At 68.0% G+C, this 20,018-nt stretch carries 22 protein-coding genes and 1 pseudogene; 18 read left to right on the top strand and 5 right to left on the bottom strand.

Going from position 1 to position 20,018, the window contains the following annotated elements:
• Positions 1–29 precede the first annotated feature (29 nt).
• Positions 30–965, bottom strand: a complete 936-nt coding sequence (locus CRP49_RS36510; RefSeq protein ID WP_097257757.1) for a DUF5996 family protein — start codon at positions 963–965, stop codon at positions 30–32.
• A 660-nt stretch (positions 966–1,625) separates the two neighbouring features.
• On the opposite strand from CRP49_RS36510, the gene CRP49_RS36505 reads away from it, so the two are divergent.
• The 9 genes and pseudogenes from CRP49_RS36505 to CRP49_RS48435 all read left to right on the top strand — a co-directional run bounded on the left by CRP49_RS36505 (position 1,626) and on the right by CRP49_RS48435 (position 8,358).
• Complete coding sequence (locus tag CRP49_RS36505) at positions 1,626–2,222, top strand: DUF6192 family protein (RefSeq protein ID WP_143670077.1); 597 nt, start codon at positions 1,626–1,628, stop codon at positions 2,220–2,222.
• Positions 2,223–2,224: 2 nt separating this feature from the next.
• Positions 2,225–2,677 (top strand): RacP protein, encoded by a 453-nt coding sequence (locus CRP49_RS36500; RefSeq protein ID WP_179851948.1) that lies wholly within the window; start codon positions 2,225–2,227, stop codon positions 2,675–2,677.
• Positions 2,678–2,696: 19 nt separating this feature from the next.
• Positions 2,697–3,524, top strand: a complete 828-nt coding sequence (locus CRP49_RS36495; RefSeq protein ID WP_097257755.1) for an IS5 family transposase — start codon at positions 2,697–2,699, stop codon at positions 3,522–3,524.
• A gap of 93 nt (positions 3,525–3,617) precedes the next feature.
• Entirely contained in the window at positions 3,618–3,956 is a 339-nt protein-coding gene (locus CRP49_RS36490; RefSeq protein ID WP_097257754.1) for a hypothetical protein, read from the top strand.
• Positions 3,953–6,346: a caspase family protein gene (locus tag CRP49_RS36485; RefSeq protein WP_097257753.1), complete on the top strand. Its 2,394-nt coding sequence runs from the start codon at positions 3,953–3,955 to the stop codon at positions 6,344–6,346. Before CRP49_RS36490 ends, CRP49_RS36485 begins: the two co-directional genes overlap by 4 nt.
• 304 nt (positions 6,347–6,650) lie before the next feature.
• Positions 6,651–7,406: pseudogene (locus tag CRP49_RS36480) on the top strand (IS5 family transposase); the annotation flags it as partial.
• Between the two features lie 73 nt (positions 7,407–7,479).
• Positions 7,480–7,689, top strand: coding sequence for a hypothetical protein (locus tag CRP49_RS36475; protein ID WP_097257752.1), 210 nt, complete (start codon positions 7,480–7,482; stop codon positions 7,687–7,689).
• A 37-nt stretch (positions 7,690–7,726) separates the two neighbouring features.
• Complete coding sequence (locus CRP49_RS48440; protein WP_143670075.1) at positions 7,727–8,128, top strand: hypothetical protein; 402 nt, start codon at positions 7,727–7,729, stop codon at positions 8,126–8,128.
• Positions 8,032–8,358 (top strand): HAD-IA family hydrolase, encoded by a 327-nt coding sequence (locus tag CRP49_RS48435; protein WP_306459789.1) that lies wholly within the window; start codon positions 8,032–8,034, stop codon positions 8,356–8,358. The genes CRP49_RS48440 and CRP49_RS48435 overlap by 97 nt, the downstream gene beginning before the upstream one ends.
• Before the next feature lie 173 nt (positions 8,359–8,531).
• Here CRP49_RS48435 and CRP49_RS36465 read toward each other — a convergent pair whose 3' ends face one another.
• Complete coding sequence (locus CRP49_RS36465) at positions 8,532–9,122, bottom strand: TetR/AcrR family transcriptional regulator (RefSeq protein ID WP_097257751.1); 591 nt, start codon at positions 9,120–9,122, stop codon at positions 8,532–8,534.
• 128 nt (positions 9,123–9,250) lie between these two features.
• Here CRP49_RS36465 and CRP49_RS36460 point away from each other — a divergent pair, with 128 nt between their 5' ends.
• The 3 genes from CRP49_RS36460 (at position 9,251) to CRP49_RS49340 (ending at position 10,696) form a co-directional block, all read left to right on the top strand.
• Entirely contained in the window at positions 9,251–10,207 is a 957-nt protein-coding gene (locus CRP49_RS36460) for an SDR family NAD(P)-dependent oxidoreductase (protein ID WP_097259208.1), read from the top strand.
• 70 nt (positions 10,208–10,277) lie between these two features.
• Positions 10,278–10,580 (top strand): hypothetical protein, encoded by a 303-nt coding sequence (locus CRP49_RS46605; RefSeq protein WP_143670074.1) that lies wholly within the window; start codon positions 10,278–10,280, stop codon positions 10,578–10,580.
• Positions 10,487–10,696 carry a hypothetical protein gene (locus tag CRP49_RS49340; RefSeq protein ID WP_373560438.1) on the top strand — a complete coding sequence of 70 codons (210 nt, stop codon included), beginning with the start codon at positions 10,487–10,489 and terminating at the stop codon, positions 10,694–10,696. The genes CRP49_RS46605 and CRP49_RS49340 overlap by 94 nt, the downstream gene beginning before the upstream one ends.
• A gap of 187 nt (positions 10,697–10,883) precedes the next feature.
• Here the strand turns inward: CRP49_RS49340 and CRP49_RS36455 are convergent, their stop codons facing one another.
• Complete coding sequence (locus CRP49_RS36455) at positions 10,884–11,816, bottom strand: aldo/keto reductase (protein WP_097257750.1); 933 nt, start codon at positions 11,814–11,816, stop codon at positions 10,884–10,886.
• Between the two features lie 228 nt (positions 11,817–12,044).
• Here CRP49_RS36455 and CRP49_RS36450 point away from each other — a divergent pair, with 228 nt between their 5' ends.
• The 3 genes from CRP49_RS36450 to CRP49_RS36440 all read left to right on the top strand — a co-directional run bounded on the left by CRP49_RS36450 (position 12,045) and on the right by CRP49_RS36440 (position 13,880).
• Positions 12,045–12,914 carry a helix-turn-helix transcriptional regulator gene (locus CRP49_RS36450; protein ID WP_257033732.1) on the top strand — a complete coding sequence of 290 codons (870 nt, stop codon included), beginning with the start codon at positions 12,045–12,047 and terminating at the stop codon, positions 12,912–12,914.
• Positions 12,915–13,254: 340 nt separating this feature from the next.
• On the top strand, positions 13,255–13,512 hold the full coding sequence (locus CRP49_RS36445; RefSeq protein WP_229854811.1) for a hypothetical protein: 258 nt from the start codon (positions 13,255–13,257) through the stop codon (positions 13,510–13,512).
• Positions 13,509–13,880 (top strand): fic family toxin-antitoxin system, toxin component, encoded by a 372-nt coding sequence (locus CRP49_RS36440; protein WP_097257748.1) that lies wholly within the window; start codon positions 13,509–13,511, stop codon positions 13,878–13,880. The genes CRP49_RS36445 and CRP49_RS36440 overlap by 4 nt, the downstream gene beginning before the upstream one ends.
• A gap of 247 nt (positions 13,881–14,127) precedes the next feature.
• On the opposite strand, the gene CRP49_RS36435 is transcribed toward CRP49_RS36440, so the two are convergent.
• Positions 14,128–15,045: a hypothetical protein gene (locus CRP49_RS36435; protein ID WP_101375766.1), complete on the bottom strand. Its 918-nt coding sequence runs from the start codon at positions 15,043–15,045 to the stop codon at positions 14,128–14,130.
• Between the two features lie 251 nt (positions 15,046–15,296).
• Here CRP49_RS36435 and CRP49_RS36430 point away from each other — a divergent pair, with 251 nt between their 5' ends.
• From CRP49_RS36430 to CRP49_RS36420, 3 genes are all read left to right on the top strand, one after another.
• The gene (locus CRP49_RS36430; protein WP_097257746.1) at positions 15,297–16,091 is read left to right on the top strand and encodes a serine protease; all 795 of its coding nucleotides are present in this window, start codon (positions 15,297–15,299) and stop codon (positions 16,089–16,091) included.
• Positions 16,088–17,701: a hypothetical protein gene (locus tag CRP49_RS36425; RefSeq protein WP_097257745.1), complete on the top strand. Its 1,614-nt coding sequence runs from the start codon at positions 16,088–16,090 to the stop codon at positions 17,699–17,701. The genes CRP49_RS36430 and CRP49_RS36425 overlap by 4 nt, the downstream gene beginning before the upstream one ends.
• A gap of 418 nt (positions 17,702–18,119) precedes the next feature.
• Complete coding sequence (locus CRP49_RS36420; protein ID WP_257033731.1) at positions 18,120–18,830, top strand: nucleotidyltransferase domain-containing protein; 711 nt, start codon at positions 18,120–18,122, stop codon at positions 18,828–18,830.
• Here the strand turns inward: CRP49_RS36420 and CRP49_RS36415 are convergent.
• Complete coding sequence (locus CRP49_RS36415; RefSeq protein WP_143670073.1) at positions 18,800–19,525, bottom strand: hypothetical protein; 726 nt, start codon at positions 19,523–19,525, stop codon at positions 18,800–18,802. The genes CRP49_RS36420 and CRP49_RS36415 overlap by 31 nt on opposite strands.
• Between the last annotated feature and the right edge of the window lie 493 nt (positions 19,526–20,018).

The raw sequence follows: 20,018 nt of genomic DNA, 5'->3' as shown, positions 1-20,018 counted from the left end.
GCACTGCCCTGCACTGCTGACCGAATTCGTCAGATGCGACGGACCGGGTCCGTGATTCCGCCGGGGCACGCAAGCGCCGCGATGTCCCATCCGGCGCGTCCGGCCCCGGCCTGGTAGGCGCTTTCGTAGAAGGCGAGCACAGCGGCACGTGGATCGGCTTCGGCGCGGGCCGCGTCGTAGCGCAGCACGGCCAGGTGGCTGTCTCCGCCCGCGACCCACTGCGCGGACGCCGGGCTGAGTGGCGCTTCGGCCAGGCCGGCGGGCTCGGGGGCGGTGTACGAGTAGAACGCGGGCTCGGCGAAGGTGTCGTCGCCGAACCAGAAGCCGAAGCTGATCACTTCCGAGGAGTACGCCTCCCGGGTGACGGGGTCGACCTGCCCGGGCTGGTCGACCCGGCGCCCGGAGAACCGGCTGTGGGCGATGTCGAACGTGTGCCAGAAGTGGTGCACCGGGCTGGCCTTTCCCGAGAAGCCCGCCGCGAACTCTTCCAGCACGGACGCCACCTGGCTCAGCACTCGCCAGTAGCGGTTTGCGGCCACCGGGTCGTAGGTCGCGTGCTCGGTGTCCTCGGCGAACGGCCGGTCGGCGTCGGACAGATCGAAGGGCCTGGGAATAGCGATGTCCGCCCGGATGCCCAGAGCGGCCAGAGCGGCCAGGGTCTGGTCGTAGAAGGATGCGACGGACTGGCCCGGAAGCGGAAAGGACCGCTCTTGGCCGTCCAGCGTCATAACGGCGAGCCGGTGGTCGACGAAGTCGAAGTCGATCGTGAAGATCGGATTCCCGTCGACCTGACCCATCGGACGGGTGGTGATGCCGCGCCCAGTGACATGGAACGGGACGTTCCACCAGTGGTTACGCCGGGCGCTCGCGGCCAAGCGGATCTTGCCCACGATCTGCGCGAAGCGGTGCAGCGTCTCCTTGGTGTCGCGCCACTCCACCAGCGGCACCGGCGGGAACAGCTCCATCGCCTGCCCCTTCCCGCCCGGCGCTCCCGCGGCGGCCGGGCAGTCTCATCATGACCCCGCAGGGGGCATCCGGCACGCCGCAGGCGGTTCAGCCCGGCCGCCGCACGGGCCGCCGCCCAGGTCACGCCGTCGTCCGGCCACGGACGAGGTGACGTGGGGGCGGTCGGTCCTCGGCCACCAGAGCGGGAGTGCACCGGACACGACAAGGCCTTCGCCGACGTGTACCGCGACACCCTGTACCGCTGGGCGAGCGCCCTGCCCGAGACCGACGGTCACGGCGGATCCGCTCAGATATCCACTCACGCGACCTGTACACCCACGGACTCTGAGCTTGTCGTTTAACCTCGTCCCTGTTGGGGGTGGGGGATGGAGCAGGCCGTTTTCGAATCCGTCAGGTACTCCGCGATGTGTCAGGACTGTGGTGCGGAGCTGGAGTGCTGTGGTGTCCAGGCCCTCGTGGGCGGCCGCTTGCGGTGGGATGTCGAGTCAACGTGTTCCGCCTGTGGATTTGCGGTCGCCGTGTGTGGTGGAGACCTGCCGAGCGAACGGCGGGATCAGATGCTGTCCGAGTATGGGCCAGCGAGGCTGCAGGTGGTCAGTCCGTCGGCGAAGAGTGTCGTGATGATGCGGGTGCTGCGAGCCGAACTTGGTATTGACCTGGTGAGCGCCAAGGCTGCACTGCGCCGTGTGCTGAGCGGTGACTACTCAGGGGCCAGGGCGATCCACCGCCTGGTCCGGGACGAAGAGGTCGCCGCCCAGGTGACCACCGACTTCTTGCGCCGCCCGGCCGTCGCCTCCCAGGTCAGGGCGGAGGACAAGGTGCGAGTCGTGGAGGAGTTCACACGGGACGACGACGTCGCCACCGAGGTCACCACGAACATCCTGCGCCGGCCCACCGTTGCGCGTCGAGCCATGGCCGACGACACCACCCGCTTCCTGGTCCATGAGGCCCAGCACCACAACGACGAGGAGTCCCGCGAGGCATTCCACCGCGACGCGCCGGTCGCCCCGACGATCCGCCGGCTGGAGCGCTCGATCGAGTTCATCGAGCTGGTCGGCGCCTTCCACGCCCTGGTCACGACGGCCGGGCGGATCGTCCCGCGCCTGCGGGACAGGACCTTGTCGGACGAGGAACGCGCGGTGATCCACGAGAACGTGGCACGGGTGAAGGCCACCCTGGAGTGGGTGGAGCACGCCGTCGACACGGGCGAGGTCGACCTGGAGACCGAGCTTGAGCGGCTGATCCGGGGCGAGTAGCCGTGCCCCGCGCCAAGTCCCGGCGCCGCAAGGGGCGCCCCCGGAAGAAGGGTGACGCGGCCCGCTCCCACGCGGATCGCCTGCGCAAGGTGCTGTTCGAGGCCCAGGGCGTCGGCCTGGAGCTGCCCCAGCTGATAAGAGCATGTGAGCTGACCAGGAGCCAGGTCCGTTCCGGGCTGGCCATGCTGCGCGACCAGTGCGCCGAGAAGGGTTGGCCGCCGATCGTGTGGCTGCTGGACGGCGGTTACCGCTTCAGCGGGGACCCCGACCTGCTGCGCACGTACGAGATCGGCGAGATCCACGAGCACCTTGTCGAGATCCGCCGGCTCATGACCGGCACGGTCGCTCCGCACGCCACCCTGCACCCCGCCGACAAGTGGGTCGCCTACCTCGTCACCCAGCTCGCCGCCGTCGAATCGACCCTCGACCTGCTGGTCTCCTCGAAGACCTCGTGATCGAACTCAAGGTGAAACCGTGCGCCGACGCACCTACCCCTCCGACACCACCGCAGCCGAGTGGGCTCTGCTCGAACCGCTGCTGCCCGTCCCGGCCTGCCAGACCCCGGCGGGCGGCCGGCCCGAGAAGTGGCCACGCCGGGACGTCGTGGATGCGATCAGGTGTCTCGTGGATTCGGGCTGCAAATACCGGGCTCTCGATTTCCCTCCGTGGCGCACGGTCTACGGATTCATGGCGAAGTGGGCCGCCGCAGGCGTGCTCAGCGTCATCCGTGACGCTCTGCGCCGACGCATCCGCCAGGGCATGGGCCGGGCCCCGCAGGCCGTCGCGATCGTCATCGACTCCCAGTCGGTGAAGGCCGCGGAGACCGTCGGCAAGAACAGCCGGGGCTACGACGCGGGAAAAAAGATCAACGGGAGGAAGAGGCACCTGGTCGTGGACACGAAGGGGCTGCCCCTGCTGGTCATGGTCACCCCAGCCGACATCCAGGACCGTGACGCCGGGCGGGAGGTTCTCTTCCGGCTCCGCCTGATGCACCCCGAACTCACCGTGGTCTGGGCGGACTCCGCCTACGCCGGCAAGCTCGTCGACTGGGCGAAGCAGTTCCTGTCCCTCACCATCCGCACCGTGTCCCGGCCCAAGGACGCCACCGGGTTCGTCGTCCTCCCACGCCGCTGGGTCGTCGAACGCAGCCTCGGATGGATCATGCACGCCCGCCGCCTCGTCCGCGACTACGAACGCCTGCCGCAGCACAGCGAGGCCCTGATCACCTGGGCGGCGATCACCCTGATGACCAGGCGCCTGACTCACCCGCTCTTCGTCCAGCAGGCCACCGGGCAGTGGTAACCATTCACACACCCCGTTGGGTGGAGGACAGAGCAGAACTCCTTCTGACACTCTATTCTGCCGTGGGGCGCGATCGGGGAAAGGGGGGCGCACATGTCCGATGTGCTCCGAATCCGTGTGGACGGCACGGAGGAGGAACTGCAGTCGTTCGCCCAGTGGCTTAGCGATGAGCCGGATATCCGCTACTACGCATTGATCTCGTGGGAGAGCCCGCAGACCAGCGAGGGCGAGATGGGGAGTGCGCTCGAACTCGTGAAGCTGGTGATCGACAGCGGCTTTCAGATGCTGAACCTCGGCCTTGCCTACGTTGCCTGGCGAGGTACCCGCCCGACGCCCTCTTCTGTGACAGTCGAACGCGCTGGCGTCAAGGTCACCCTGAACGACAGCGACCCGGAAGCGATCGCCCGACTCATCAGGGCACTTGAGGAGTGAGCGCACCTCCTGTCCCGTCGGCGTCCCGTGCGGTACTCATTGGGACCAGTGTCTACACCAGCGACCAGATGGACGATCTTCCTGCCGTCGCGGCCAATCTCGAAGCGCTCGCGACTCTGCTGCGCTCTCCTGACGTGTGGGGGCTACCCGAGCAGAACTGCGTCGTGGTGCTGAATCCAACCACGCCCCAAGAGTTGGTCCGCCCTATCGACCAGGCGGCCACCGAGGCCACAGACGCGCTCCTGGTGTATTACGCCGGTCACGGGCTGCCCACGCCCGGAACGCTGGAACTCCACCTGGCTTTGACCGGTTCGGAGCCGAACCGGTCCTATACATCTGTCCCGTACGGGCAGGTCAAGGAACAACTGGTCAAGAGCCGCGCCAGACGTCGCATCGTCGTCCTCGACTGCTGCTACAGCGGACGTGCTCTGGGCATGGCGTCCGGCGAGCCGGCGATGACGGTGGCCCAAGAAGCTCGCGCTGAGGGCACCTACGTGATCGCTGCCGCGGCCGAGACCAAGAAAGCCATTTCTGTTCCGGGCGAACCGTACACGGCGTTCACCGGCGAACTGCTCGACGTACTTTCCCGGGGGATTCCCGACGCAGGCCGCTACCTTGATCTCGACACCCTGTTCAAGCACCTTGACCAGTCCCTGCGTGCCAAGCGTCGGCCGGTGCCCCAGCGCGCGGTCCGTAACACCGCTGACCGCGTCACGTTTCCCAACCGCGCCTACGATCCCGATCTCGAAGCCGAGCGTGCATCCCGCAAGGGGACACCCCCAACGGCTGGGGACCAGCGAGCACGGATTCTGCAGACTCTCATCGAATCGAGCCCGACAGCCAGGGAAGTCCGGCTGGCAGCCCTCGCCCGCGGTCCGGTGGCCGACGTGGCGACACTTGCGGAGCTACTTCCGAAGGCGGGAATGTGGGACGAGGTCAGCGATTTCCTCCGCCAAGCCGTCCAGGACCGCCCGGTTCATGAGATCGTCGGGCTGGTCTCCTCCCTGACGGAGAACCAGCAGAGCCATGAGATTGAGGGCGTCCTCACGGAGGCCGCAGCCCGCCCTGTCCCCGAGCTGGTGGATCTGATCACCGAGCTGCCCACGGACTCGGCGACCACCCTGCTGACGCTGGTCGGCCGGTCGTCCTCGGCCGAGCGTCTCGTCGAGCTGACGAAGACTCTCCGAGCCCGCGGTTTGCACCCCGAGGCCTCCACTGTGCTGAGCGGCGTGAGCAGGTCCAGTGTCGTGGTCGATCTTGTTGTCGCCCTCGGCCGGGAAGCAGACGGCAGCGTGGACGTCGAGTGTTTGCTCCACGGCTCGCAGAGGTGGGACTGGCTCGAGCGTAGTGCCATCGCGGTGGCTCTGAGGAGAACATCCCTCAAGCGCACGACCTGGCGCCAGCTGCTGCGAAGACACGCCCCCTACGCGCCCAAGTCCCTGTCCATGGAGTTCGTCCGCACCCTCGCCATCGTCTATCTGTGGGCCATCTCCGTTCAGGCCGTCGCCGACAACACCTCTGGGCAGGTGCAGGCAGTCGCCGTGCTGAGCGGGGCGATCCCTCTGTGCATCTACGGAATTTATGCGGCGTACAAAACCATATTGACGGATCCGCTCCTCTCGACAGCAATCCTTGTAGTGGCCTGCAGCGTGAGTTTTTCGCTACCGATCACCACTGTGCTTCAGTACGCCACCTATGCGGGGCTTTCCACGGTCGGCTTGTGCTTCCTCGTCGGGACGTCGCGCGGTGCGCGGCGTAAGCGGGCCTGGTACCACAAGGTCATCATGCAACACCGGCTCAACGCCCCTTTGGCCATGCAGTATTTGGCCGACCTGGAAACAGCTGAAGGGAACGACGACACCGCCCGGGGCTGGTACACCAGAGCAGCAGCCACGAAGGACACCGAAGTGGCTGCCCAGGCCATGCTCAACCTCGGCACTCTCGAAGAACGGCAAGGCGCCCCGGACACCGCACGCGACTGGTACACCAAAGCAGCAGCCACGAAGCACACCAAAGCGGCTGCCCAGGCCATGCTCAACCTCGGCACTCTCGAAGAACGGCAAGGCGCCCCGGACACCGCACGCGACTGGTATACGCGTGCGATCACGACTGAACGCGCACATGCCCGAGAGAGCGGGCTGACCGGAGTACTTCTGGACGTGACGCAGCCGTGGGAGGGCAGAGTAGCGGCCACCATCCGCGGCCTGTGCGAAAAGGCTGCCGCAAAGAGGGCCCATGCAGCTCCCTGGGCCATGTTCAACCTCGGCACTCTCGAAGAACGGCAAGGCGCCCCGGACATCGCACGCGACTGGTACACCAAAGCAGCAGCCACGAAGAACGATGAAGCGGCGAGCAGTGCGGCTGAAGCCCTCGCGCGCCTGACGCCATAGCGGCCACTGGTCTCGGCCTGCGGCAGGCCCCTACGATTTTGTGAATCCGTCCGCGTGCAGCCCAGGAGCCTTTGCAAACAGGCACTATAAGAGCGTTTTGTCCCGGCGAGGTTGTTTGGTGCCGCTTCGGGGGACGAGGGGGTCTGTGACTGCTGAGGCAAGAGTGGTCAATGCGGGCTGTGCGACAGGAGACTCCATACCTCCGCCCGTTTGAGCTGGGTCGCTCCTGTCTGATCCCAAAGCGCCCCCGGTTGACGCTGTTTGCGCCCTGGGGGTGCGTCGTGCCCGACGGTACTACCGAAACATGACGCGACAGCGCCCGTATCCCAGCGACCTGTCCGATGCGCGCTGGGAGTTGATCGGGTCCACGCTCACCGCCTGGCGGGCCGAGCGCAGAGGCAAGGGACTGGACATCGGCCGCCCGCCCGAGCACGACCTGCGCCGCATCATGGACGCCATCCTCTACGTGGATCGCACCGGCATCCCCTGGCGCTACCTGCCGCACGACTTCGCACCGTGGGAGACGGTCTACGGCTACTTCGCCGCCTGGCAGAAGGAAGGCATGTTTGACCAGCTCAACGGCCTGCTGCGGCGTCTGGTCCGCCAGGCCGAAGGCCGGGATACCGAGCCGAGCGCCTGCGTACTGGACGCGCAGAGCGTCAAGACCTCCGCCAACGTGCCCGCGGCCGGCCAGGGCATCGACGCGGGCAAGAAAATCGCAGGCCGCAAGCGCCACCTCGGTGTCGACACCCTCGGCCTGCTGCTAGCCGTCTGGGTGACCGCCGCCAGCGTCTCCGACAATGTCGGCGGCATCCACCTGCTCTCCCGGATCGCCACCACCAGCCCTCGGGTGACCAAAGCGTGGGCCGACACCGGCTACCGAACCAAAGCCATCGATCACGGTGCGCACCTCGGCATCCACGTCGAGGTCGTCCAACGCGACCCCGGCACCAAGGGGTTCAAGGTGATCCCCCGACGCTGGGTGGTCGAGCGGACCTTCGGCTGGCTCATGCACCACCGACGCCTCGCCCGCGACTACGAGACCCACCCCCACCGCTCGGGCGGTCGAACTGGGGGCGCAGCTCGCGGAGCGCAGCAAGGACCACCTCGTCGGCAGCCGTGAGGTCCGCCAGGTGGAGAAGTACTTCCTCACCCGAGTCTCCGCAGCCGACGTCGACCCGGCCCGGGCATCGCAGCCCGACAACATTCGCGAACACCGCTGGTGGACCCTCGCCGAACTGCGAGCCACGGCCGAGACCATCTACCCGCTTGGTCTCACCGACCTGCTCACCGGCGTCCTCGCGCATGGTGCACCCATGCGCCCCGTCGTCCTGGCCGGATGAGCATTCCCCGCACCGCGCGGGACAGCACACTGCGGGCATGACTCAGCACCGCCCGCCCCACCCTTCGATGCCGTATGCCGCCGTACTCTGCGACGTCGACGGCGTCCTGCGGCACTGGCCCGCTGACACCGAGATCGAACACGCTCACGGACTACCCGCCGGCGCACTCGCGGCCGCGGCCTTCGCCCCGGCCCGCATCCACCCCGCCATCACCGGGCAGATCACCGATGACCAGTGGAGGTCCGCCGTGGCGGCCGACCTCGCCAACAGCTGCGGCTCGAAGGAGCGGGCCCGCGCCGCTGTAGCCGCGTGGAGCGAACTCCTCCCTGTCGTCGACCTGGTGTGGACCTGCTCACCCGCGTCCGCGACGTCGCCTCCGTGGCCCTGGTCTCCAACGGAACCACACGACTGGAGCAGGACCTCGCCCGCCAGGGACTAGACAGCCTTGCCCACACTGTGGTGAACACCGCCCGCATCGGCGTCGCGAAACCCGACCCCCGCGTCTACAGCATCGCGGCCGAACGCGTGGGGGCCGCGGCTGAGCGCTGCCTGTTCATCGACGACACCGAAGCCAACGTCACCGCAGCCCGCGAGGCCGGAATGGCCGCCCTCCACTACCGCGGCCTCGACGAACTACGCATGACGCTCGCGCCGCTGCTCAACGAGTAGCCCGTGTAGGGCTTTCTGCCCGCTGCGCTAGGCCCTGTCCGATGGGTCCGAAACCGATTCAGTGCCTGTTTCGCATTTCCTGACCCGTGTCAGTGGCTCGCGCTCCGCAACGCGGTCGGGGCTGCTGGACCGCTGACGTCACAAAGCCGGCGAGGATTGCGGCCAAAGCCGGGTCACGAGCCGGACGCCGATCCGTCCGCTCCGTACCGGAGGCCGTCGAGGAGCAGGTCGAGGAGGCGTCCGGCCCGTTCGCGCTGGTCGGGAGCGCTGGTGATCAGCCCGATGCCGGCCAGGCTGAAGCCGACATCGAAGGGGTCGATGCCCGGGCGCAGGAGACCGGCGTCGGCGCCGGCGTGCAGCAGGGTGCCCAGCGCGGTGGCGAGCTTGTCGAGGGTCTCGGCGAAGGGGTCCGCACCGGATGCGACCGCGGCCCGCAGCGCGTCCGCCATGCCCTGCTTGGCAGCCAGGTAGTCGATGAAGTCGTCCATCCACAGGCGGATCGCCCGGTCGGGCGGGTTGTCGGCCAGCAGCTTCGCGGCGCTGTCGCAGACGCGGGCCAGCTCGTTGCGGTAGGCCGCCTCGACGAGCGCCTCGCGCGTGGGGAAGTGGCGGTAGAGCGTGGCCGAGCCGACGCCCGCGGCCTTGGCGATCGTGTCGATCGCGACGTCCGGGCCCTTCTCGGAGAAGGCGCGTACGGCCGCTTCGAGGATGCGCTCCCGGTTACGGCGGGCATCGGCGCGCAACACGCTCGGCTTGGTGGTCAAGGCTGCTCCCTTCATCGGGGGACCAGTCTAACTGGACAACCGGGGAGTTCCCCGCTTACCGTCATGACTAACCGGGGAACTCCCCGGTTACGGCGTTGACCGTGACGCTCCACGCGCAAGGAATGGCGATCATGACAGCACAGCAGCCCATCGGTTCCGGCTTCGGGGCCCGCAGCACCACGGCCGACGTCCTGGCCGGCCTCGACCTCACCGGCAAGCTCGCAGTCGTGACCGGCGGTAGTTCCGGACTGGGGCTGGAGACCACACGCGCCCTGCGGGGCGCCGGCGCGACTGTCGTCGCAGCCGTCCGCCGCCCGGAAGCGGCCGCGGAAGCCTTCACCGCAGTGGACGGGGTCGAGGTGCGCCGTCTCGACCTGGGCGACCAGGCCAGCGTGCACACCTTCGCGGACGAGTTCCTGGCAAGCGGCCGCAGCATCGACATCCTCATCAACAACGCCGGCGTGATGGCCCTGCCCGAGACCCGCCTCGGACCCAGCTGGGAGGCGCAGTTCGCCACCAACCACCTGGGCCACTACACACTCACGAACCGGCTGTGGCCCGCCCTGGCAGCCGACGGCGGCGCGCGCGTGGTCGCGCTCAGCTCTGCCGGACACCGCTATTCGCCGATCCGCTGGGACGACGTCATGTTCGCAAACGACTATGACAAGGCCGTCGCCTACGGACAGTCCAAAACCGCGATCGCGCTGTTCGCCGTCCACCTCGACGCGCTCGGCCGCGAGCACCAGGTGCGGGCCTTCGCCGTCGCCCCCGGTGCCGTCATGACCCCGCTCCAGCGGCACATGACCCGCGAGGAGATGATCGCCTTCGGCTGGATCGACGACCAGGGCAACACGGCCCCCAGTTTCAAGACCCCCGAACAGGGTGCCGCTACCCAGGTCTGGGCGGCCGCCTCCCCGCAGCTGGCCCACACCGGCGGCGTCTACCTGAACGACTGCGACATCGCCCTGCTCTCCCAGGACGACGCACCCGGAGTACGGCCCTACGCGGTCGACCCCGAACAGGCCGCACGCCTGTGGACCCTGTCCGCCCAGCTAACCGGCACCAACGCGTTCGCGAACCGGTGACACGACGGCATAGCGCACTCCCCTCCAAGAAGCCCGCACCTGAAATCTCTGCAAGAAGGGTCACGAAATCATGACGCACACCGATCTGGCCGCCGTCGCGAACGAAGCACAGGCATGGTTCGACAGCTACGTCGAGACGTTCATCGGACTGGCAGCAAAGGGCAGCACCGATCCCGCGCCGCTCCTCGACTACTTCTCGGTGCCGATCAGCATGACCACGGGCACGGCCCACACCGCTCTCACCTCCGCCGAGGCACTCTCCAGGGACTCGCACACGAGCTGCGCGCACTGCGCGACGCCGACTACGGGGGCAGCAAGGCCCTCGACCCGGTGGTACGCGTGCTCAACGAGCGGGCCGCGCAAATCGAGGTGACCTGGGCGCGCCAGGACAGCCAGGGGCGGGAGTTCCAGCGTGTCCGTGTGCTCTACCTGGCCGCCCGTACCGACGCGGGATGGCGGACGGTCGCCTCCGTGATCCTGGCCAGCTGACGAAGCACATTGCCCGCGCGGTCGCCCGCGGTGCGCTCGCCAGTCAGCGAGGCGACAGGACCCCGCCACAAGATCGCCAACGTGACAGTACGTGCTGATCGATGTCACGTCGATGCTCGTCCCCACAGCTTTAAGCGCGGCCGGTCCGTGCCGATGACGGCGCCTTCGTGGGGTCCGCTGTTCTGGGTCATGCTGCGTGCACTGCTTCGGGAACCAAGTGGGTGATGGCGTCGACTTCCTCGGCGGTGAGGCGGATCGCGGCCGAGGCGAGGTTCTCGTCGAGGTGAGCGGGCGACGTCGTGCCGGGGATGGGAAGAATCAACGGTGAGCGGTGCAGCAGCCAGGCGAGTGCGATCTGGGGCACGGTGGCGCCGTGCTTGTCGCGGATGGGGCTCAGGACGGCGTTGACGTCGTCGGGGTCAGGGCCTGCGTCCGATGCGCCGGCGGAGAACTTGGCCAGACTGGTGGGATACCAGGGGGAGAAGACCGTGCCGGTTTCCTCGACTGCCGCGAGCAGGTCGGCGCCTGTGCGGTCGCCGAGGTTGTACAGAGCGGTGACGGCTGCGATGTCGACGATCCGGGATGCCTCCCGGAACTGCTCGGGGCTGACGTTCGACAGACCGATCTGACGGATCAGCCCCTCCTCGCGCAGTTCAGCGAGGGTGGCGACCTGGTCGGCGAATGGCACGTCGGTGGCGTTGGGGCTGTGCAGGTAGTAGAGGTCGATCTGCTCGACACCCAGGCGCCGGGCGCTGAGGTGGGCCGACTGTCGCAGGTACTCGCGGTTGCCCACCGCGCCGAAGTCCGCGTAGTCCGGACCGCCCCGGATGAAGCCGCCCTTGGTCGCGATCACAAGGCCTTCGGGGTAGGGGTACAGGGCGTCGCGGATCAGCATCTCATTGGTGTGGGGGCCGTAGGCGTCGGCAGTGTCGATGTAGGTGACGCCGGCCTCGACAGCGCGCCTGAGCAGCGCGACGCCGGCCTCGCGGTCGGGGAACTCTCCCCACATGCCATCGCCGGTCAGGCGCATCGCTCCGTAGCCGATCCGGTCGACCACCAGCTCCGATCCGATGGACACGGTACGGGTGGGCTCGGGGGCACTGTGCTGGGGTCCGGGCATTTCTGGATTCCTCCGTCGGATGATCTCGTCGGTCCGGCCGAGGCGCTGTTCCGGCGGCGATCGCCGGTTCGGTGCAGCCCGTTTTGGGCCGGTGCATCCAGCGAAGCGCACCTTCGACGCCCGCGGACCGGCCAAAGGGGGCTCCTTCACCAGGGGCCTGCCGATCCGGGGTCTGCCAGACCCCCTCTCCCAGGGGCTGTGGTCCGCTCGCCGCCTATGCTGGGAGCCGTGAGCAGTGCGTCCTCCGGCGCAGGCGGCAACGCGGAACTGAGCGATTTCCTGCGGTCACGCCGCGCCCGGGTGACTCCGGAGCAGGTGGGCCTCGCGGCCCGGGCGGGCCGTCGGGTGACCGGTCTGCGCCGCGAGGAAGTCGCGCTGCTGGCCGGCGTGAGCGCGGACTACTACACGCGTCTGGAGCGCGGCCGCCCCATCAACGCCTCCGACACCGTCCTCGGGGCCATTGCCCAGACCTTGCGTCTGGACGCTGCCGAGCGAGCCCATCTGTTCGCCCTGGCCCGGCGTACCGCGGCCCCCCGGTCATCTCGCCCGGTGCCCCCTCAGCGCGTGCGGCCCGGTCTGCACCGTCTCGTGGACAGCCTGCACGACACCCCTGCCATGATCATCGGCTGTCGGATGGACGTCCTGGCCAGCAATCGGCTGTCCCGCGCCCTGTACACAGACTTCGACGCCAAGCCACACCGCGAACGCAACGTGGCCCGCTACGTGTTCCTCGACCCGGCCGCCCGCAGCCTCTTCACCAACTGGCCCGCCGCCGGCCGTGACACCGTCTCTTCCCTCCGCCTGTACGCGGGCAGCCACCCCCACGATCCGCTCCTGACGGAACTCATCAGTGAGCTGTCAGACCGGGACCCCGACTTCCGCGCCTGGTGGAGCGACCACGACGTGACCGGCCACACTCACGGCAGCAAGGACTACCACCATCCCCTGGTCGGTGACCTGACCCTCGAATTCGAATCCCTACCCGTGCCCGACACCCCCGACCAGTCCCTCATCCTGATGACCGCAGAGCCCGGGTCTGCGTCCGCCCAGGCCCTGCAACAGCTCGCGGAACAAGCAGACGGAGTAAAGACGCACTGAGCCCACACGCGAGACGGGTCCAGCCCACCTCCGCGGCAGCCGCTCCCGACACGGACCCCAGGCTGCAGGCCGGATCAGGCACCCGTCACGCTGAACCACACCCCCACGAGCCGACCCACAACGCGATCGACCGCTCCGCGGTACGCGGACATCCCACCAGCCGCGCATCACCCCGCGGCCGCCTGCGGTCAGGGTGAGCAGGCTAGCGGCGGTGACTGGGGTCGGCGGCTGGTGGCGAACCGATGAGGGCCAGAGGGGCGGAAATGCCGAGCGGACAAGACCGGCCGCAGGCCCTCCGGGCAGGAGCCCGCCCCTGCTACCACCCTGCTACCCTTTGCGTATGGTCTCCCCGAAGAAGCAGACCCAGGTCCGTCTGGAACCTGACGTCCTCGCCGCAGGCAAGGACGCCGCGGCCGCCCGCGGCCTGGACTTCAACCGCTACGTCGAGCGTCTGATCATCGAAGACACCACCGGCGCCCGCGCCGCCGGCATGGCCGCCGCGCAGCGCCTCATCGAAGAGCACGGCGCCTTCCTCGACGACCTGGAGCAGCAGCTCGACGCTCCCTACGCCCAGCCGCAGCCGGGCGCCGCCGCGTGATCCTGCACGTCGACGAGTCCTGGATCCTGGAAGTCGCCGAACGGGCCGGCCACCGTGACCCGGGTGTCGACGACTACGGCGTGCCGGTCGCCGCTGTCGCCCGCCACCGCGGCGAACTCCTAGAGCGCCCCGTCTACGACGGTCCCTACGCCCGCGCTGCCGCCCTGGTGCACACCCTCGGCCGCTGCCGCTGGCTGGAGCGCTCCAACCTGACGGTCGCCTGCGCCGTCGCCGTCATGTACCTCGAAGCCAGCAACATCCCGGCCAACCCGACACGCGAGCAACTGACCGCACTCGCCCACGAGTTGAACAGCCCGCGTTCCACCGCTGCCGGGATCGCCGCCATGCTCCGCACGTGGAAGCCCTGACCCGTCGTCCTCTTGCTTGTCGGGGCACCCTCACCTGACCGCCCAACATGCCTGCCCGCAGGCCGACTTGCCGCACGTCTCCCCTGCCTGGGGGGCGTCCGGTCACCGTCTCTGATGTCACAGATGGCCGGTAGCGTGCCGTACATGATCCCGCACGGAGCGTCCGCAGTGGAGCCGTGGCCGGGCTGGGTGACCAGCCGGGCGGCACAGACCGTGTACGCATGTTGCCTTGTTTCGGCATCAGCGGTCAGCGGGCAAAGGCATCGCGGTTCGCGTCGGCCATGAAGCTGCGGTGCCGCTCGTCGTGGGTGCGGCCCCACTTTCCGTTCGAGTAGTACACGAAGTAGCCCGTGGACGGGTCACGGAAGTCGATATTGCAGCCGCCGCGGAGGTGATCGCACAGACAGGTGCACGTCTTGTGATCGGCTTCCCAGCCCAGCCCGGTCGGCCCGTCACCGAGAAGGCGGACCAGATCGGGGCAGGGCGGGCCGTCGGTGGCCTCCAGCCGGAAGCCGCCCCTGGAGCTCCATGCGTCGGTTGCGTTGATCTCTCCCGGTCCTGCGGTAGCACGGATGCGGCGCAGCAGAGGGGAGAAGATGGGCGCCGGTTTTACTGGGAAGGCGCTGGCTGCGGTGTGGGTCGCTCGTTCGTCCGGGGTCCAGTCCGATTGGTCTTGCAGGAGCTGGTAGTCGTCGCGCAGCAGGTCGGTGACGCGCTCCCACCAGCGGGGGTTGAAGCCGGTGAGCAGGATGCGGGCCGGCGTTCCCGGGCGGTACAGGCAGATGCCGCCCCGCTCGCTGCGATATCGGAGCCCGGGTACACCTGCGATGCGGTTGTGGGGGTCACTGCTGTCGTCCGCGACCGAGCGGGGGAGCAGCATGTCAGCCCAGTACCGGGTCACGTACGGCTCGGCCAGCATCCGAATGCCGAGCCGCTCTGGTTCCGGCCGGACGCTGACGATCCCCAGGGGATCTCGTGAAACTCCGCCGATCTTGCAGGTGGCGAGGAACAGGGCGGCCTCCAGATCCGCCTGCTCCGGATGGCGCGCCGCGGGGATGGCCAGCGCTTCTCCTGCGGGGCTGACCAGTGAGTGCAGGGATTGATGGGATTCGCCCGTGCAGCGACGGCGGTCCTCAGTGGCGGCCAGAGCTGTCTGGTGGCTCATCGATGCCTGTTCCGCGCTGGCCGGCCCCCGTCGATCAGCGCTGTGTCTGCGTGGTTGTGCATCCGATGCCGTAGGTGGTGACACTTCTGGCCGGTCCTCGGCAACGGAGCTTGCGGGGGCGTCATCCGTCGCGCGGCCGGGCGTTCACAGGCCCGCGCTGATCCAAAGGCACCAGCCCATATCAGGTCAAGGCGACACGACACGGAAAAGCGGACCAAGAGTGTCAGTGCTGCGTCGTAGCGTGTGGCTCCATGAACTTCAGGTACATACCGCCGGTTCCGTTCGTTCTCACCGCTCTCCATTGTCTGCGCGGGCTGACCGCGTTAGACGCGGACTTGAATATCGTGCTGCCCGACGGCAGCTCCGTAGCAGGACACGTGTGCCGCCAGGATAAGGATGCCGACCTCGCCCTGATCAAGATCTCTGCCGAGTTCAAAGGCTCATTGCCCATGCCTGGGCTTGCCCGCGGCGGGGATCGCTGGCGCGGTCCCTATCGGCCCGCCAAGAACGAGGTGGAGCTCAGCGGTCATATCAGCAGCGGAGCTGTGCAGTACCTCTGCGAGGGTGGCGCGTCGATCGAGGCTCTGCAGCTGACGCCTGACCAGCGGCTCGGTGATTATTCCGGCTATTCCGGCGGCCCGGTCGAAGGACTCGCCCCGGACCGGACGCCAGCAGTCGTCGGGATCCTCCTGGAGCAGGCCCCCGACCGTGCCGACGCCAGTCGCAGCGCGAACGTACTCTTCGCCGCCACCATGAATGAGGTGATGGGACGGTTTGACGTTTTCGACGCCGCTCACCTCATAGATGTTCTGCGTCCAGACGGTACAGAGCAGGCCGAAAAGCCAGCCCGTCAAGAACACGCCGCCAAGGATCCATCTGCGGACGCTCCGTCCCTCCGCAGCCAGACGGACCGCGTCGAAAGTGTGCTCGATATCTTCCAGCAGCTGTCCAGCCTGAAAGTCTTGGCCCCCTCGCTTGTCGCTGAGCTGAGATATCGCGCCCTGAAGCACATCATCGATGAGGACCCGGACGGGGGTGCTGCGTGACCGGCTCCCGGGGACACGACGACCTGGTCCGTGCATGGCAGGAGGCGATTGGCTCCGCCGAGCACGCGCTGCGGGGCGACGGTGTGACACGTGCACAGGTAGCGACCGCGGTTGGGGCGCTTTGCGGATACCCGCAATTGCTCGGCCGTCCGTCGGTCGGCCAGGACGTCACCTATCTCCTCTCGCTACTTGACTCCCTCGGCCTGTATGACACCTCCCGGTTGCTGATGAAGCAGGTGGTCTCGTCTTTCGGCCAGCATCCGGGTGCGCTGAACATGGACGCGGCCGTACGCAACCAACTTGCCGTGGCGTTCGCCGAGCGGGGACATCTCACCACAGCCGCCATGCTGCTCGCGCACTCGGCCGAGGGCGGCTCGTGGCCAGCCGCCACGCTGGCGAATCAGGCGTGCGTGATGCTGCGTCTGGAGAATCTAGAGGGGGCCGCTGACACTGCGGCCCGGGCCCGCCGCGCTGCCGTCTCGGCAGGAGGCGACCATGAGGCTGAGGGGCAGTTAGACGTCCAGGTGCTGGCGACCGCAGTGCTCGCTGAGGTGTTTCGCCAGGTCGGCCGGGACGCCGAGGCTGATCAGCTGCTTGACGAGCTCGAAGGGTTCGTCCGGCGCCTCGTACGCCTCCTGGGCGGTAACCATCCAAAGTCCCTCTCGGCCCTGGTCACATTGGCCTCGGCTGAGTTCGAGTCGGCCAGGGCAGCTGGCGAGCATGAGCGCATGGAACGCGCGGGCGATGTCATCGCAATCGCGGCGCAGCGGTTGTCGGCGACCCTGGGGGCCGAGCACCCCCGCTCGCTCTCTGCGCTTCAGAGCCACGCGACGGTGGAATATGAGGCTGCGCGCGTCCTAATGGGTGGTCGTCTCCAGGGCGCCCGCGCGCTGATGACAGCAGCGGCGCGGCACGCCGACGCACTACACCGATGGGATCCGCGGTCCCTTGACCTGGACGATGTCATTGAGTTGGGCCGTGCGGCTGTCGCAAGCACCCCGGACGACCACCCCGACCGCGCCGCCCACCTGGCCCGCCTGGGCGACGCTCTGCAGGCGCGGTTCGCACACACCGGAACTCAGGAAGACCTGAACGAAGCCATCGACATGGGCCGCGCTGCTGTCGCAGCTACCCCCGACCAACACCCCGTCAAAGCCCTGATCCTGACCAGCTTCGGCGACGCTCTGCAGGCGCGGTTCGCACACACCGGAGCCCAGGAAGACCTGATCGAGGTCATCGAGGTGCGCCGTGCGGCTGTCGCAAGCACCCCGGACGACCACCCCGACCGCGCCGTCTATCTGGCCCGCCTGGGCAGCACTCTGCATGCTTGGGTCGGGCGCACCAGGGCTTACGAGGACTTGATCGAGGCCACCGACCGTGCCGCCCACCTGGACCTCCTCAATGCATCTCGGCTTCTTCGCACTGAGGCTGGGCAGGAGTTGAACTACGAGGAGTTGGAACGCTTGTACCCCCTGCTGGGCAGGCTCAAAGGCACCGGAGATTTGGAGGGCCTACCGCCGGAGGTGGTGGCGCGCCTTGTCCAGCTCGCCTCATCGGACCCATCACGCGACTCGGACTCTGAGAGCAACCCATCCAGACGCCGACCGTGAGGCCCACCCCGCCCGGAGGACTTCGGCTGGCGTAATCGATCTACATGTTTCGCCCGGTGCCGGCTGGTCCTCGGAGTGGCTCATCAGCGCATCGCCTCAATCACGGAGTGGGGGACAACGGCGCCCACCCCCGCGACCACCGGGCCGCCATTTTGGACAGCCTCCGCAACGTGCCCGCCCTCGCCCTCTATCGACACGAGCCGCACGGTCGTGCCGCGAGGATCGCCCCGGCACCCTTGGGCGCCCCGAAACCATACGGATGGCTCGACCATCGTGTCCCTGAAGCGTATGGCCAACTATCGCTGAACGTCACTGCCATTGTGACTCGCGGCGATAGTTGGCCAGTCACAGTGATACCTGGCCACAGAGGTGCCGTGGGTGACTCCGCCCTGACCGGACTCAGCGGTAGTTTGTGCTGATGACCGGATCCCTGCCGCCCGGCGGTGTTGTGCTCGATGCGGACGAGCTGGATGCCCGATGGGCGGATGCCTGGCGCCCGGAAGAGGTCGCGGAGCGGTTGGTGGGAGTCGGCGCGCCCTGGTGCATTGCAGCGGGATGGGCGCTGGATCTGTTCCGCGGCGGGCAGTCGCGGCCGCATGGCGATCTGGAGATCGCGGTGCCCGCTACCAGGTTCTCGGAGATTCGGGACCGCTTCCCCGAGTACGTGTTTGACGCGGTGGGTTCGGGTCGGGTCTGGGCGGGTGCAGGGGCTAAGGTGCTGGCGGCAACGCATCAGACCTGGGTGCGGGATCCGGCGAGCGGTCAGTACCTGTTCGACGTCTTCCGTGAGCCGCACGAGGGTCTGACATGGATCTGCCGGCGGGACGAAACTCTTCGGCTGCCGTATGGCGCGATCATTGAGCGGACGGCAGACGGGATCCCGTATCTAGTACCGGAGTTGGTACTGCTGTACAAAGCAAAGGCGCCGCGACCCAAGGACCAGGCGGACTTCGGCGGGGTACTGCCGCTGTGGGGCCGGGCACGGCGGGACGCCCTGAGTCGGTGGTTGGAGCGTGTGCACCCTGGGCATCCGTGGCTGGCGGAGCGGCAGCCGTCCGCGCTCCGCGTACCTCGAGGAACGAGCCCGTTCGGCTGCGGTCACGCGTATGCGGCGACCGCGGCGAAGTAGATGGCCAGAGCGGTTGCGGCCGCGCCCGCCCCGGCGAGGATCGCCTGGGGGACGCCGGTGCCAGTGCGATGGGTGAGGACCCCTGCGGCAAAACCGATGTTCGTAGCGGTGGACAGGGCGAGCAGCAGGGACAGGATCTGAAGTCGGCTCATCGCGTGAACTCCCCATGAGTCTCTGGCTGGCCCAGGACGGGCCGTACGGGACGAGTTCGACATTGGCTGTCCAGGGAGTTGTCCCACGAGAGCCTTGGGCAAATGACCAGCGGATGCGGCAGCCTGATCACCGGACACGGCCGGGTTTGTCTCCTGCCACCAGCTCACGAGCTCCGCCCAGGACAGGCCGGCGGCGCCGAGAGGCCGGGTGTAGGTCAGGCAGTACTGGGCGTTGCGGACGATGTCGAGGCGGTTGTTGACCGCGTCGCGCAGAACGATCTCAGGCTTGGGGCCGTTAGCGGCAAAGATCAGGTTCTTGAACTCTCCGTCGACGCCCGTCATACCCAACGACGCGAGGATCTGCTCCAGCTCGGGCGCCTCGTACTCGTCGAGGACCTTTCGTGCGACGGCGGTCAGCTCTGGTACCGCCAGCGGCCGCAGCCGATGCATGACGTAGCGGTGCTTGCTCTTGAATGCGTCGCCCTCATCTCCTGGCGCCAGTCCCAGACGCACGCACTCGTCCGGGACTTCGTACGACTTCAACTCGGCGACGGCGCTGGCTATGGCGGAACGCAGCGTTTCCGGCTTGACCGCATCTCCCGTGCCCCGAGGCTAAGGGGCCGCACCGACACAAAGCAGCCGGCCCGATCGGGCCGCACCTCTCCGGCACCGGCTCTGCCCTGCCGGTGCCCGACCCAGGACAGCTCATCCTTCGGGTATGTGTGGGCAGGTGTCGCGCTGCTGGTAACTGCCCGGTACGCCCGTGCTCACCGCCGTCCAGGCGCGGCCGGGCGGGGCGCAGCATCGGCTCTTGCCCGGTCGGGGCGCGCCGTGGTGGGTGCTGGTTGGTGGTGTGGCGTGTTTCGCGTGCCGGCGTCGCCTCAGCCGCGGCCGCTGTCTGGCTTCGCGCCGGCCGGGCTAACCGTTTCTTCGACTCCCTGCCGCGGTGACTTCTTCCCTACGGCCATCGCGGCAGCCGCACGAGCCAACTGCGCTTGCACCTGCTCGAACGCTCGCGACCCTGACCGCTTCCGTC

It is taken from the genome of Streptomyces sp. Ag109_G2-15 (assembly GCF_900215565.1).
Classification (GTDB): Bacteria; Actinomycetota; Actinomycetes; order Streptomycetales; family Streptomycetaceae; genus Streptomyces; species Streptomyces diastatochromogenes.
Note: the sequence above shows the minus strand (reverse complement) of the source record. Positions and strands in the feature narration are given on the sequence as shown.